Annotated in this window: 11 protein-coding genes; 8 read left to right on the top strand and 3 right to left on the bottom strand. The window is 72.3% G+C overall.

Annotation, left to right across the window (positions count from 1 at the left end):
• Positions 1 to 172: 172 nt before the first annotated feature.
• The 5 genes from M8J73_RS30995 (at position 173) to M8J73_RS30975 (ending at position 7,168) form a co-directional block, all read left to right on the top strand.
• Entirely contained in the window at positions 173 to 1,036 is an 864-nt protein-coding gene (locus M8J73_RS30995; protein WP_055538564.1) for a GntR family transcriptional regulator, read from the top strand.
• A 29-nt stretch (positions 1,037 to 1,065) separates the two neighbouring features.
• The gene (locus M8J73_RS30990) at positions 1,066 to 1,773 is read left to right on the top strand and encodes an HAD family hydrolase (protein ID WP_240501227.1); all 708 of its coding nucleotides are present in this window, start codon (positions 1,066 to 1,068) and stop codon (positions 1,771 to 1,773) included.
• A gap of 207 nt (positions 1,774 to 1,980) precedes the next feature.
• The gene (locus M8J73_RS30985; RefSeq protein ID WP_249829342.1) at positions 1,981 to 4,248 is read left to right on the top strand and encodes a phosphotransferase family protein; all 2,268 of its coding nucleotides are present in this window, start codon (positions 1,981 to 1,983) and stop codon (positions 4,246 to 4,248) included.
• A 9-nt stretch (positions 4,249 to 4,257) separates the two neighbouring features.
• Complete coding sequence (locus M8J73_RS30980; RefSeq protein ID WP_249829341.1) at positions 4,258 to 4,866, top strand: TetR family transcriptional regulator; 609 nt, start codon at positions 4,258 to 4,260, stop codon at positions 4,864 to 4,866.
• Between the two features lie 79 nt (positions 4,867 to 4,945).
• Entirely contained in the window at positions 4,946 to 7,168 is a 2,223-nt protein-coding gene (locus M8J73_RS30975; protein ID WP_249829340.1) for a HelD family protein, read from the top strand.
• 279 nt (positions 7,169 to 7,447) lie between these two features.
• Here the strand turns inward: M8J73_RS30975 and M8J73_RS30970 are convergent, their stop codons facing one another.
• The 3 genes from M8J73_RS30970 to M8J73_RS30960 form a co-directional block, all read right to left on the bottom strand.
• Positions 7,448 to 8,308 carry a nitroreductase/quinone reductase family protein gene (locus M8J73_RS30970; RefSeq protein ID WP_249829339.1) on the bottom strand — a complete coding sequence of 287 codons (861 nt, stop codon included), beginning with the start codon at positions 8,306 to 8,308 and terminating at the stop codon, positions 7,448 to 7,450.
• A gap of 603 nt (positions 8,309 to 8,911) precedes the next feature.
• Positions 8,912 to 10,360, bottom strand: a complete 1,449-nt coding sequence (locus tag M8J73_RS30965; protein WP_249829338.1) for an MFS transporter — start codon at positions 10,358 to 10,360, stop codon at positions 8,912 to 8,914.
• 80 nt (positions 10,361 to 10,440) lie between these two features.
• Positions 10,441 to 11,262, bottom strand: a complete 822-nt coding sequence (locus tag M8J73_RS30960) for a Clp protease N-terminal domain-containing protein (RefSeq protein WP_249829337.1) — start codon at positions 11,260 to 11,262, stop codon at positions 10,441 to 10,443.
• A gap of 147 nt (positions 11,263 to 11,409) precedes the next feature.
• Between M8J73_RS30960 and M8J73_RS30955 the strand changes: the two genes are divergently transcribed.
• The 3 genes from M8J73_RS30955 to M8J73_RS30945 all read left to right on the top strand — a co-directional run bounded on the left by M8J73_RS30955 (position 11,410) and on the right by M8J73_RS30945 (position 13,329).
• Entirely contained in the window at positions 11,410 to 11,934 is a 525-nt protein-coding gene (locus M8J73_RS30955; RefSeq protein WP_055543192.1) for a helix-turn-helix domain-containing protein, read from the top strand.
• 246 nt (positions 11,935 to 12,180) lie between these two features.
• Positions 12,181 to 12,801, top strand: a complete 621-nt coding sequence (locus tag M8J73_RS30950; RefSeq protein WP_055543193.1) for a hypothetical protein — start codon at positions 12,181 to 12,183, stop codon at positions 12,799 to 12,801.
• Between the two features lie 183 nt (positions 12,802 to 12,984).
• Complete coding sequence (locus tag M8J73_RS30945; protein ID WP_055543194.1) at positions 12,985 to 13,329, top strand: DUF2516 family protein; 345 nt, start codon at positions 12,985 to 12,987, stop codon at positions 13,327 to 13,329.
• Positions 13,330 to 13,430: the final 101 nt, after the last annotated feature.

Genomic DNA, 13,430 nt, shown 5'->3' with positions numbered 1-13,430 from the left:
CTGAGGCGGGTCGGGCAAGAGGAGGCAGAACTTCCGCCAACTTCACCAAGTTGGTTACCAACTCTGCATAGATGGTGCCCACTTGGTCGATACTCATAACCACCTTGCAGTGAACTCCACAAAGATGGATCAAAGTTGTAGCGTTTTGGTCGTGACCCAGGAGAACGTCGCAGTGAACGGCAGCAGAAGGCTCTCGTCCCAGGAGATCGCCGACACCCTGCGGGAACGCATCCGCAGCGGCGCCCTGCGGCCGGGCGAACGGCTGCCCACCCAGGCCGAGCTGGCCGACGAGTTCGGCGTCGAGCGCGGCACCGTGCGACAGGCCCTGCGCGTCCTGCACGAGGCCGGGTTGCTGAGCAATGTGAGCAAGGGCAGCCCGCCCCGCGTCGCCGAGGCCACCCGCCCCACCGGCCACGAGCCCCAGCCCACGATGGTGGGCCTCGCACCCCGGCTCGCCGAGGCGTTCTCGGCACCGCACGTCCGGGTCGACGCCGCCTGCCTCACCGCCGAGACCCTGATGCTGGCGCTCGGCGAACCGGTCCGCCTCATCCACGAGGGAACGATCCGCCCCGAGTCGATCGACGTCCGGATCCTCCTGCCGTCCCGGAAGATCAACCTGGCCTTTCCGGTGCCGGTCGAGGGCCGCGGCGAGGACGACGACGAGGACCCCGTCCACAAGCGCTGGCTGGACCAGCGCAACGCCCAGATCCGCGTGCTGCGCCACAACCTCCGGGCGCTGCGCACCTCCCACGGCATCGACGTCCGCGTGACCTTCCGGGCGCTGCCGTTCACCCCGCCGGTGAAGCTGTACCTCCTCAACGGCACCGAGGCCCTCATCGCGTACTACACGCTCATGAGGCGCGAGGAGCAGTTGGAGGGCGGCCCGCTGGAGATGTACGACGCCTTCGGGACCCAGTCGCTGCTGTTCTCGTTCGCGCGGGAGACCAGTCGGCGGGACGAGGCGTTCGTGGAGCAGTCCCAGCAGTGGTTCGACGCCCTCTGGGAAACCATCACCACGGACCTGACACTCTCCTAGTGACGCCTGATACGACGCAGACTGATGCGGTGACGGTTGAGACAGAGATCCTGCGTGAGCTGATCGCTCCTGTTCGTTACGTGGTGTTCGACTTCGACGGCCCGATCTGCCGGCTGTTCGCGGGCCACTCCGCGGAGCAGGTGGCGAAGGACCTGGTCGCATGGCTGGAGGGGCAGGGACTGCACGGCCTGCTCACCGACGAGGAACGGGTCCATCCGGACCCGATGGTCGTGCTGTACGCCATCAACCGAAGGCGCCCGCGCAGCGATCTGGTCGCCGAGCTGGAGGAGAGGTTCACCCAGCTGGAGCTGAAGGCGGTCGCCTCGGCCATGCCCACCGCGTACGCCGATCCGCTCATCCGCACCTGGTCGGCGCTCGGCAGCCGGCTCGCCGTGGCCACCAACAACTCCCCGCGCACCGTGGCCGATTACCTCGCCGGCCGGGGCCTGACGGGCTGCTTCAGCCGGCACATATACGGCCGGACGAGCGACCTCCACCTGCTGAAACCGGACCCCCACTGTCTGAACCGGGCCCTCGGCGCACTCGGCGCCACACCGTCCGCCGCCCTGATGATCGGCGACACCCCGACCGACCTGATAGCCGCCGAACGGGCGGGAGTGCCGTTCCTCGGCTACGCCCGTGACGAGGACAAGGGGAGACAGCTGCGGGACGCGGGCGCCGGAGTCGTCGTCCGGTCGCTGGAAACCGTCCTGAAAGTGCTCCGGTCCCGGACGTAGGGCCCTTCCGCGAGGACAGCGCCGCGGCCCCCACCAGCCCCGGGGAACAGGACGACCGGACGGGAGAGCCGAGCGCAAGTCCTGAACGAGCCATTGGCCGGGTGGCGCGGGGCTCAGCCCATTACAGTGGCCCCACTCTCACTTTCGTCGCATGAACATCAGAGGCGACGCACGGCTGTTCAGGAGTGACCCTTGGATGGTCCACCCATGCCTGGTGCCCGGAGGACGGCGTACGACGAGTTCGTGCGCCGTGCGGAAGCTCTGGGCTCGGCCGGCCGGGGCCATCACCATCTGAACCACACCGTGCGGACGCCGACCGAGGCCGACCGGCGGCTCCTGGGCTGCGAGGCAGGGCAGTCCGTCACCGTGCGCCGGCGCGTTCGGCCGGCGCTGCCCGTGGTCGTGCGGACCTGGCAGGACGAGGCCGAGATCCTGCGCGCGGTCCACCGGTTCCTGCCGTACACACCGCGGTGTCTCGTCCGGCACCGGGACCTGACCGTCCTGACCCATGTGCCGGGCGTACCGCTGTCCAGCCTCCACCCCGACGGCACTCCGCTGGACGCCCGGCTGATCCAGGGCCTCACCGGGCTGCTGGCGGACATGACCCGGGTGCGCAGGAAGGACCTGCCCCCGCTGCCGCAGTCGTGGCCCCGGTCGAGCAGGGACAGCCGGGCCTTCCTGCGGGCACTGGCCCTCGCGGCGGAGGAGCAGATCAGACGGCGCAACTGGCACACGTTCGGCGGGCTCTTCGCGACCCTGGGCGTCCCCGAGGACGCCCTGGTGCGGTTCGCCGAACGGGTGCCGGCGATGACCAGCCGCCCGTTCAGCCTGCTCCACACCGATCTGCACCGCGGCAATGTGATCGTGCCGTACGACGGCGATCCCCCGCTGGTCTGCGTCGACTGGGAGCCGGCGACCTACGGCGACCCGCTGCACGACCTGGCCACCCATCTCGTGCGCACCCGCTACCCGAGCGAGCAGTGGGCGCAGGTGACGGACGCGTGGGGCGAGGCCGTGGGCCGGCTGCGGGGCGAGGCCGTCAACGGCCTGGAGCGGGACCTCGGCCACTACCTCGCCTTCGAGCGGGCCCAGTCCGTCTACCCCGACGTCATGCGCGCGGCGACCGCGCTCGGAGACTCCTTCGACCAGCGCGACCTGGACGAGGCGACCCGCGTCGTGCACCGGGCGCTGGTGGCGGCGGAGGAACCCCTGCGGCTGCGGCGCGTGCCCGACGAGCGCGCGATCGAGCGCGTCCTGTTCCGCTGGAACCTGTCCCACGCCCGACGGCACAGCCGGGAGCGGGCGGTCTCCGCCGTCTTCTGGCAGCGCGACCCGAGGGTGCCCGAGCACCCGGAGTTCCCCGCGTCGGCGGTGCGGGAGGCGTTGTTCGAGGAGGGCGCGGCCTCCGCGGACCGGGTGTTCCGGGGGACGGCCCACCTCAGTACGGCCGTGCGCGTGTCCGGCTTCCCGCGTCCCGTGATGGTGCGGCGCAAGGTCGGCACGGCCGTGCCCCGGGAGCGCCGCTTCCTCAACGAGCACGCCGTCCTGCGGGCCGTCGAACGGTCCTGCCCGGGGGTGCGCGCCCCGCGGGTGCTGGCGCTGGGCACCAGCGCGCTCGGCGACCGGTTCACCATCCACTCCTACGAGGGGCCGACGGGAACGATCCGGCAGCCCGACCACCCGGTGCACGGCCTGCTGCCGCACGAGGCGGACGACCTCGTGGACCAGCTCGCCGAGTTGACCCGCGCGGAGTACGGGGAGCTGGACCGCGACGCGTCCCTCGACGACTTCTACCCCCGCCTGTGCGACGAGCTGATCCGGATGGTCGCCGAACTCCCCAAGGAGACCATCGACCTCGCCCGGGAACTGGGACTGCCCGGCAGCGCCCGGCTGGGGGAACTCCTGCGGCGCCATCTGCTGGCCCCGCGCCGCCCCAGCCTCCTGCACGGCGACCTCAACCCGTGGAACCTGGTACGGCGCGAGGACGGTGCCGGGCTCACCCTCATCGACTGGGAGATGGCGATGGTGGGCGACCCGCTCTACGATCTGGTCCGCCACATGCACCTCACCCCCACCCTCGCGGACATCCGGGAGCGGCTGTTCACCCGTTGGTCCCGGCTCCTGCCGGAGGAGTGCACCAAGGGGTGGAAGGACGACTGGCGGGTCTACCGCTGGATCGAGACGGTCCGCTCGGCCTACGTCGACCTCGACCGTCTCGTCACCGGCGACGGCCTGGAGGCGCCCAACGTGCGCCGGGCGGTGGACGGGTACGCCATGACCCTGACCGCCGCGACCGCGGGCCTGGGACTCCACGCCAGGTCGCACGCCTTCCACGGCGCCGGGGCCGCCCTGGGCGCCCGCGCCCCTCTGGGTGCCCGCGCCCCTCTGGGTGCCCGCGCCCCTCTGGGTGCCCGGCCCTCCCTCGGCTCGCGGCCCTCCCTCGGCGCCGGGGACGAGGCCCGCGTGCCTGCGTAGGCTCGACCCATGAGTGAGACCGGCCTGCGGGAGCGCAAGAAGCGGCGGACGTACGAGACGGTGTCCGAGATCGCGATCGAGCTGTTCCTGGAGAAGGGCTTCGACGCGGTCTCCGTGGCCGAGATCGCCGCGGCCGCCGAGATCTCCAAGCCGACCCTCTTCCGCTACTTCCCGGTGAAGGAGGATCTCGTCCTGCACCGGATCGCCGACCACGAGACCGAGTCGGCGCGGGTCGTGGCGGGCCGGGCCGAGGGCGAGTCGGTGGTGGGGGCACTGCGCGCCCACTTCCTCGCCGGGCTGGCCCGGCGCGACCCGGTCACCGGACTCAACGACCACCCGCGCGTCCTCGCCTTCCACCGGCTCCTCTACGGCACGCCGTCGCTGGTCGCCCGCATGTACGGCCACCTGGAGCGGTCCGAGGAGGCGCTCGCGGAGGCCCTGGGTGGCGGACTCGACGCGCGGGTGGCCGCCGGGCAGCTCGTCGCCGTACGACGGGTGCTGGCCATGGAGAACTGGCGGCGGATCGAGCGGGGGGAGCGGATGGAGGAGATCGAGCGGGACGCCGTCGCGGCGGCCGAGCGCGTGTTCGGGCGGCTGGAGCGGACGCTGGTCGTATGAGAGGCCGGGGAGGGCTCCCCATCGCTGAGCCTCGGTAATAAATTTAACTCGGTTACGTTATTTCGGTAGGCTCGGCGGAATGACGTCCACTCGTGCGCCCGAGAACCCGGCCGACCCGTCCCCCTCCCTGCGCAACGCCCTCGCCCTTGAGCGCGCCCATCACGACGCCTGCCGCGCCGCCCTCGCCGCCATGGTGGAGGGCGCGGGGGAGCAGGTGGTGATCGGTGAGGACGTCTCCGCCTCGGGGGCCGACGCGGAGGTGCTCGGATACCGGCTCCGCAGCCAGGCCAAGGCACTCCGGGATCTGCCGGAGGGCCCGCTGTTCTTCGGGCGGCTCGACTTCGGGGACGACGGCCATGAGGGCCACGACGGCCACGAGGGCGAGCACGCCGGGCAGAGCTACCACCTCGGGCGGCTGCGGATCACCGAGCACCCGGGGTCACCGCCGCTGGTCGTGGACTGGCGTGCGCCGGTGGCCCGCGCCTTCTACCAGGCGAGCGCCGGTGATCCGAAGGGCGTGGCCGTCCGGCGGCGCTTCGGCTGGGCCCCCGGCAGCCGGGGCGACTCGGCCGACCTGACCGGGTTCGAGGACGAGCCCCTGGGCGGCGGGGCACGCGCCGCTGGGGACGTGAGTGGAGAGGGCGTGGGCGATGAGGGCCCGGCGCCCAGCCGTTTCCTCGCCGCCGAGATCGAACGGCCGAGGACCGGGCCCATGCGGGACATCGCCGCCACCATCCAGCCGGAGCAGGACGACCTGGTACGCGCCGGTCTCGCGACCTCCGTCTGTGTGCAGGGCGCCCCCGGCACCGGCAAGACGGCGGTCGGCCTGCACCGGGCCGCGTACCTCCTCTACACCCACCCCCAGCGCATCCGCCGCGGCGGCATGCTGATCCTCGGCCCCAACCGGACCTTCCTGTCGTACATCGCGGAGGTCCTTCCGGCGCTCGGCGAGGTGGGCGTGCGCCAGTCGACCGTCATGGACGAGATCGCCCGGCAGCCGGTCACCGCCGAGGACGACGAGCGGGCCGCCGCCCTGAAGCACGACGTCCGGATGGCGCAGGTGCTCCGCCGGGCCCTGTACGCCCGCATCGCCACCGGGCGGCCCGACGCGCTGGTCGTGCCCGACGGCACGTACCGCTGGCGGGTCCCCGGCGACCGGCTCGAACGGATCGTGGCGGACGTACGGCAGGAGGAGCCGGAACCGCCGTACGACACCGGGCGGGAGCGGGTCCGGGCGCGGATCGTGGGGCTGTTGCGGGAGCAGGCGGAGCGGCGGGCCGGGCCGCAGTCGAACGCCTGGGCGTGGCGGATGTCCCGGTCGCGGCCGGTGGGCGCGTTCCTCGACTCCGTGTGGCCGCGGGTCCGTCCGGAGGAGGTCGTGGCGCGACTGCTGGCCGAACCGGAGGCGCTGGCCGCCGCGGCGGAGGGGCTGCTCGACGCGGCGGAGCAGAAGGCCGTGCTGTGGCCGAAGCCGCCGCGCTCGTGGCGGTCGGCGCGCTGGTCGGCCGCCGATCTCGTCCTCCTCGACGAGGTGGCGGGGCTCCTCGAACACCCCGAGGGGTATGGGCACATCGTCATCGACGAGGCGCAGGACCTCTCTCCGATGGAGTGCCGCGCGATCGGGCGCCGGGCCGTGTTCGGCTCGGTGACGGTCCTGGGCGACCTGGCCCAGGGAACCACCCCTTGGGCGGCCCGCGACTGGCCCCGCCTCCTCGCCCACCTCGGCAAACCGGACGCGACCGTCGTCCCCCTGACGACGGGCTTCCGGGTACCGCGGGCCGTGGTCGAGGTGGCCAACCGCATGCTGGGACGGCTGGACGTGGACGTGCCGGCGGCCCGATCCCTTCGGGGGGACGGGGAGTTGCGGATGCGGAGGGTGGGGGAGGCGGGAACGCGGCGGGCGGGGGATGTGGAGGCTGCCGGGGGCGCCGGTCTGGATGTGGGGGCTGCCGGGGGCGCCGGTCTCCTGGACGCCGTGGTCGAGGAAACCGTCACCGCCGTGCGGGACGCGCTCGCCCGCGAGGGTTCCATCGGGGTGATCGCCCCCGACGCCGAGACCGTACGGCTGCGGGAGGCGCTCGCCGCGGCAGGCATCGCGACCGGCGGCGCGGACGACCTGAGGGCGCGGGTCGCGGTGCTGGGGGCGCGGACGGCGAAGGGCCTGGAGTACGACCATGTCGTGGTCGTCGAGCCGGCCGCGATCGCGGCGGCCGAGGCGCGGGGCCTGCACCGGCTGTACGTCGCGCTCACGCGGGCGGTGTCGCGCTTGGACGTGGTGCATGGGTGGGGGGTGCCGTGGTGAGGGGGTATGGGGGAGGGGCGTCAGCTGGGGCGGGCCGGTGTCAGATGGGGTCGGTGTCAGCTGAGTCCGGTGTCGGATGGGGCCGGTGTCACGGGTGTTACCGGATGGCGGCGTAGTCATGACCTGGCGCGGACCTCGGCGCCGGGCGGGGTGACTACGGTCGAAGGTGCCGGTGAGCGGCGGAACGCACGAGCCCGATCTCCCTCCCCCCAGGGGGCTCGTCCGCCGCTCACCGGCTTGTCCGTGTCCGGGGCGGCCCATTACCTGCCGCCCGCCGGGTCAGCCCGCGGCCGAGGCGGCGTCCAGGGTCGGGATCAACTGCTGCTCCTCGTAGTCGAGATGGGCTTCGAGCTCGGCTATGAGCCGCTCCACTTCGGCGAGTACGGCCCCGGTGCCGGCGTTCTCCGTGGCCGTCAGTACCTGGCGCAGGTCCTCGACCAGGGCGGCGATCCGCTCGTGCTCCTCACCGAGGCGGGTGAGGGTCGGGGCCAGCTCCGGGTGCCGGTCGGCCAGGAACGGGAACAGCATGGTGTCCTCGCCGGTGTGGTGGTTGTGCAGCCCCTGGCAGAAGGTGAGGCAGTTGACGCGGAGCTGCGCGCCGAGGGCGGCCTTGCCGTTGCTCGCGATCAACTCCTGCTTGATAAGGGCGAGTTCACGGCGGAAGGCGTCGTGGACGACCTTGATGGCCTCGCCCATGGAGCCGGCGTTGATGTGCGGAGGGCCGGCCACGGGGACCTCGCGGAGGGCGACGACCGGGATCGTACGGTCCGTCTTGGCCTGGTACTCGGCCCACCCCGGGTCGGACTCGACGGCACGGGCGAATGCCCGGTCGCGTTCGTCGCCGTCCAGGACGACGGCGTCCGCCTCGTAGGTGAACACCCCGCTCTCGACGGTCACGCGGGGGTTGGCGAGGACGTTCCGGTACCAGTCGGGGTGCTTGGGCGAACCCCCGGCCGACGCGATGACGAGGACCGTGCCGTCGCCGTCGGGGAGGTAGCCGAGGGGAGTGGTGTGCGGGTTGCCCGTACGGGCGCCGACGGTGGTGAGGAGGATCAGGCGGGCGCCTTCGAACATGCCGCCGACCTTGCCGTGGTTGGCGCGGAACTCTTCGATGACCGGCTGGTTGAAGGGGTTGGGCATTCTCAGCTTTCTGTCGATGTCGGTGACGTGACGATTCCGGCGAGGACGCGCGGGGGCCGAGGCGCGACGGAGCGCCGCGGCGTCCCGGGCGTCACAGACGTCGCGGTGCCAGGGCGTCGTGGCTTCGCGGGCGTCGCGGGCGTCGCGGGTGTCGTGACGTCGTGGGTGTGGTGGTGTGCGGGCAGGGGTGATCGCCGCGCTGTGCGCGTTACGGCGGGAAAGGAGGAGCAGCGCGCTGCGGTGCGGGCGATGTCGTCCGACGCGGTGCAGGCGATGTCAGGCGGTGCGCTGCACGCGATGCCGTACGGCGCGGTGCGCGCGGTCGCGGTGCAGGCGGTGTCCGTGGTGTGCTGCGGCGCGGTGCTCCCACACGCCACGACAGGCGGACCCCTGGCCCGCCCCGACCTCACTCAGAGGCCGGGCAACCCATCCGCTCACGGCCCAAGGCCGACCCGGCAGTCATGAGGGCAACGGTAGTGGGCGCGGACGGACGGGGGCAACGAGTTATCGGGGGACGACCGCGAAGAGGCGCGCGTCAGCGGCGTTGCCGGGCAGGCGGCCGAGTACCGCCGCTCGGTCCCATCGACTCGGTCCGCCGCCACCTCACTTGCTCTCGCCGGGCAGGGGCCCCGCCTCAGCCGACTCCGCCAGGCGCCCCACCGGCCCAGACTCCAGGCATCCCTCTGGGCCACCCTCCAGGCCCCCCTTCGACTGGGCCGTCGCCTCGTCCTTCGCCTCGTCCTTCGCCTCGCCCTTCGCCTCGTCCTTCGCCTCGTCCTTCGCCTCGCCTTTCGGTTCGCCCCCGATGGCCCCGCGCCGGCTCCCCCAAGCCCACAGCGCCGCTGCCACGAGGGCCAGGGCGATGGTCGCGAGGCCGGAGGCGGCCAGGACGGGGCGGGGGCCCATCGCGGCGGTGAGGGGGCCGCCGAGGGCCGTGCCGACGGGGGCGGCGGTGAGGAGGGCGGCGCCTCGGGCGGCCAGGACCGTGGTGAGCCAGGCCGGCGGCGTACGGTCCTGGAAGAGCGTGTAGGACAGGGCGGTGAAGGGGCCGTAGATCACGCCGCCCAGCGCGAAGCAGACGAGGGTCACGGCGGCCGGGGCGCCCAGCCCGAACGGCACCAGCACACAGCCCCACCCGGCGACGATCGCCAGGGTGACGGGCCACAGAGGGAGTCGGCTCAGGGCGCCGACGGTGAGGCCGCCCACGACGGCACCCACGCCGAAGAACGTCCAGTACAACCCGAGCAGACTGGACTCGGCATGCAGATCGGCGGTGACGTGGAGCGGGAGCGCGACCTCGACCGGGCCGTAGAGGAAGTTGAAGAACCAGGTCAGGGCCAGGACGCCGAGCAGTTCGGGCTGCCTGCGCAACAGGTGGAGCCCGGCCGCCGACTGGCCGGTGTCGACGGGGGCGGCCGTCTCCGCGGTCGTGGCGGCGCCGCCGAGGCGACCGACCTGGAAGGCGAGTACGGCGAAGGACGCGGCGTCGATCCCGATGAGCCAGGCGGGGCTCAGCACGGTCGCCAGGAACCCGGCGACGGCGGGGCCGATGATGATGGAGGCCGAGGCGCTCGAACTGACCAGGGCGTTCGCGGCCAGCCGCTGCTCCGGCGGCAGGATGCGGGCGAGGAGGGAGTACTTGCCGGCGCTGCCCCAGGCGTGCAGCACGGACGAACCGGCGAGCAGGACGACGTACAGGACCGGGTGCAGTACGCCCAGCAGCCAGGCGAGCGGCACACAGCCGAGGAGTGTGGCGCGGATCCAGCTGTCCGCGGCCACCAGCCGCTGGGCGGGCAGCCGCCGCAGCCACCGGCCGAAGACCAGTGCCCCCACGGCCCCGGGCAGCGCGTACGCGGCGATCGCGGCGCCGACCAGCAGACCGGACCGGCCGGGCGGCGCGATCTCCACGGCGAGCCACGCCACGGCCACCACGCTCATCCCGTCCCCGAGATCCGAGGCCGCTAGGGCCGGCAACAGCCGCCGGAACTCGACGTGGCCGAACAGGGGCCGGTACGCGGACGGCAACAGACGGGAAGCCCAAGACGAAGTCACCCGCAAAGCCTCGCGGATCAAGCACAGTTGAGGTCAAGGCTTTATCCGTCACGGCCCGTACGCGGTGCGGTCGGCGGTGATCACCCGGCTTCCGCCGACCCGGCGTCGGCAGGTGGGCCATCGGGGGCCTTGTTGGCTGCGGCATCGGTCGCGTCGGCCGCTTCGTTGCCGACGGCGATACCGGCGGCAACGGCGTTCGTGGCGGTGGCGGTGGGGGTGGGGGTGGGGATGGCGGCCGGGTCGAAACCGGCCTCCGTCAGGATGTCGGCGGCGACACCTCGCCCGACCCCGGCGAGCCCGACCAGCAGGTCGTCGCAATCGATGCGCTCGGCCCCCCGCTCCCCGGAGCGCGCCTCGGCGAGGGCAATCGCCTTGCGGGAGTAGGGCGTCCAGGCAATCCGCTCGGCCGCCTGCGAGGCGCCCATGCTCAGCCGGTCGCCGACCGAGCGGTGGACCGTCTCCGGCGCGATCTCGGCGGCCCGCAGCAGCCGGGTGGCGGTGTTGTCCTCCGCGGTCAGCCCCCACAACAGGTGCTCGGTGCCGATGTAGTTGTTGCGGTGGTGCACGGCGGCCTGTTTGACGTGGACCATGGCCCGCCGCAGCCCGTCGGTCATCGTGTCGGGCCCGTAGCGCTTGTGCGGGGCGTGGAAACGCTGCTGCACCGCCTGCCGGCTCACCCCGAGCGCTCCGCCGATGTCCGTCCACGACGAGCCGTGCATACGGCAGTGCTCGACATAGTCCTCGACCAGGTCGTCCGCCAGTGCCTGCAATTGACCGGCCAGTCGCGCCGCGACCGTCAGCAGCGCGAGCCAGTCGGGCTGTTCCTGCCCACCGGGGCGGTGCGCGGTGTCGCACCGCCGGTCGACTTCCGCGATGAGATCGTCCAGATCCGGGAGCGCCATGATGCAAGTACGCCTTGACAATCTGGATTTGTCAACGAGTTCTTGCCTTCTTGGTGATGCCCCCTCCGGTGGCCGGTCGGCGTGGCGTGGCGCACTTTTGCAAGCAGGTGCTTGCAATAGTTAGCGAGGGTGGGGCATGGTGGAGGCATGGCAACGCTCAACGTCGGCAATCTCGGTGAGTACCTGCGTGAACAGCGGCGAAACGCGCAGCTGTCGCTCAGGCAGCTCGCCGACGCCGCCGGGGTGTCCAATCCGTATCTGAGCCAGATCGAGCGCGGGCTGCGCAAGCCGAGCGCGGAGGTGCTGCAGCAGGTCGCCAAGGCGCTGCGGATCTCCGCCGAGACGCTGTACGTGCGGGCCGGGATCCTCGACGCCGAGCGGGACCGGGACGAGGTGGAGACGCGCGCCGTCATACTCGCCGATCCCACGCTGAACGAGCGGCAGAAGCAGGTGCTGCTCCAGATCTACGAGTCCTTCCGCAAGGAGAACGGGTTCGAGGTCCTCATAGGCGACGGCGACGGCGAGGACGGAGACCCGGGCGCGGTCCGGGACGCGGACCGCGCCCGAGCGGAGACCGCCGACGGCAACGGCGCCGGAGCGGCCGCCGGTCCCGCTTCTCCCGCGTCCGACGGCGGCGGTGCCGGTGCCGGTCCGCGCCTGACCGCGAGATGACGGAGCCAAGGCCCCTCAGATCGCACACCCGCACACCCGTAGGCAGCACGACCGCTTCACCCCGTACGCGCGGACCCGCATCGACGCGGATCCGCACCCGCACAGACCGGAGATCCGGCCTCGTCGATTACGCCGAGCACGTCTGACGCGTTGACCGACTCGGACGCGGAACCCGTGGACGACGTCGACCGCGGGCCGGACCCACACAAACCCTCAGCTGAACGCCAGACCCGGAGGACCATCACCATGGCCATCACCGACGACATCCGCAAGGCCGTCACCGACCCGACGCCGCTCTACTTCGCCGCCGGCACCGCCGACCTCGCCCTCCAGCAGGCCAAGAAGGTGCCCGGCCTCGTCGAGCAGCTGCGCGCCGAGGCGCCGGCCAAGATCGACGCCGTGCGCAACACCGACCCCAAGGCCGTCCAGGAGAAGGCGACCGCCCGGGTCAAGGAGACGCAGGAGACCCTCCAGACCAAGGTCACCGAGCTGATCGGCACCCTGGACACCGACCTCAAGAAGCTCGGCGAGAGCGCCCAGGACCTGGCGCTGCGCAGTGTCGGCGTCGCCGCCGAGTACGCCGTGAAGGCCCGTGAGACCTACGAGCGCGTCGCCGAGCACGGCGAGCAGGCCGTGCGCACCTGGCGCGGCGAGGCCGCGGAGGAGATCGAGGAGCTCGCGATCGCCGTCGAGCCGAGCACCGCGCCCAAGACCGAGCCGGTCGCGGTCAAGGACGAGCCGGCGAAGCCCGCCGAGGCCAAGGCCGCGCCCGCGCCGGCCGCCGCCGACAAGAAGCCGGTCGCGAAGAAGGCCGCTCCGGTCCGCAAGCCGACGACCGCGAAGAAGACCACGCCGCCCGCCAAGTAGGGGGTACGCGCCCACCGGAGGACGGTGCGGCGCCGGAGGACACGGTACGGGGACGGGCCGGGCACCTTTGGGGTGTCCGGCCCGTTCTACGGGTACGGTGGCCCCGTAGGAGTGTTCGGAAGACCGTGACCGTGAGAACCGCGAGAACCGCGAGAGCGAAGAGAACGGGTGGTGGTGGGCAGCATGCTGATGAACGGCTTCGCTGGGTTCATGGGACTGTTGCAGCTCGCAGTGATCGCCCTCGCCGCGTTCGCGCTGATCGACGCCACGTTCCGGCGTGAGGACGCGTTCCGGGCGACCGACAAGCAGACCAAGGTGTTCTGGCTGATCATCCTCGGGATCGCGCTCGTCGTGAGCCTGCTCTTCCCGCTCCTGTCGTTCCTGCCGATCATCGGTCTCATCGCCAGCATCGTCTACATCGTCGACGTGCGCCCCGCCGTGCGGCAGATCTCCGGCGGCGGTGGCCGGGGCGGCAGCCGCGGCTCCAGCAGCGACGGACCGTACGGGCCGTACAACGGCGGTCGCTGACCTCACCTCGACCGTGCGGGCCGCACGACCGGACCGCCGGGGACGACCGGACCGCCGGGGACGACCGGACCGCCGGTGACGACGGGACCGCCGGTTCGTCG

Source organism: Streptomyces neyagawaensis (genome assembly GCF_023516595.1).
Lineage (GTDB): Bacteria > Actinomycetota > Actinomycetes > Streptomycetales > Streptomycetaceae > Streptomyces > Streptomyces neyagawaensis.
Note: the sequence above shows the minus strand (reverse complement) of the source record. Positions and strands in the feature narration are given on the sequence as shown.

What these genes read in the sequence shown, in the direction of transcription:
- M8J73_RS30985 (WP_249829342.1), top strand. Translation starts at nt 1,981, where the DNA reads ATGCCTGGTGCCCGGAGGACGGCGTACGACGAGTTCGTGCGCCGTGCG.
- M8J73_RS30980 (WP_249829341.1), top strand. Translation starts at nt 4,258, where the DNA reads ATGAGTGAGACCGGCCTGCGGGAGCGCAAGAAGCGGCGGACGTACGAG.
- M8J73_RS30975 (WP_249829340.1), top strand. Translation starts at nt 4,946, where the DNA reads ATGACGTCCACTCGTGCGCCCGAGAACCCGGCCGACCCGTCCCCCTCC.
- M8J73_RS30970 (WP_249829339.1), bottom strand. Translation starts at nt 8,308, where the DNA reads ATGCCCAACCCCTTCAACCAGCCGGTCATCGAAGAGTTCCGCGCCAAC.
- M8J73_RS30960 (WP_249829337.1), bottom strand. Translation starts at nt 11,262, where the DNA reads ATGGCGCTCCCGGATCTGGACGATCTCATCGCGGAAGTCGACCGGCGG.
- M8J73_RS30955 (WP_055543192.1), top strand. Translation starts at nt 11,410, where the DNA reads ATGGCAACGCTCAACGTCGGCAATCTCGGTGAGTACCTGCGTGAACAG.
- M8J73_RS30950 (WP_055543193.1), top strand. Translation starts at nt 12,181, where the DNA reads ATGGCCATCACCGACGACATCCGCAAGGCCGTCACCGACCCGACGCCG.
- M8J73_RS30945 (WP_055543194.1), top strand. Translation starts at nt 12,985, where the DNA reads ATGCTGATGAACGGCTTCGCTGGGTTCATGGGACTGTTGCAGCTCGCA.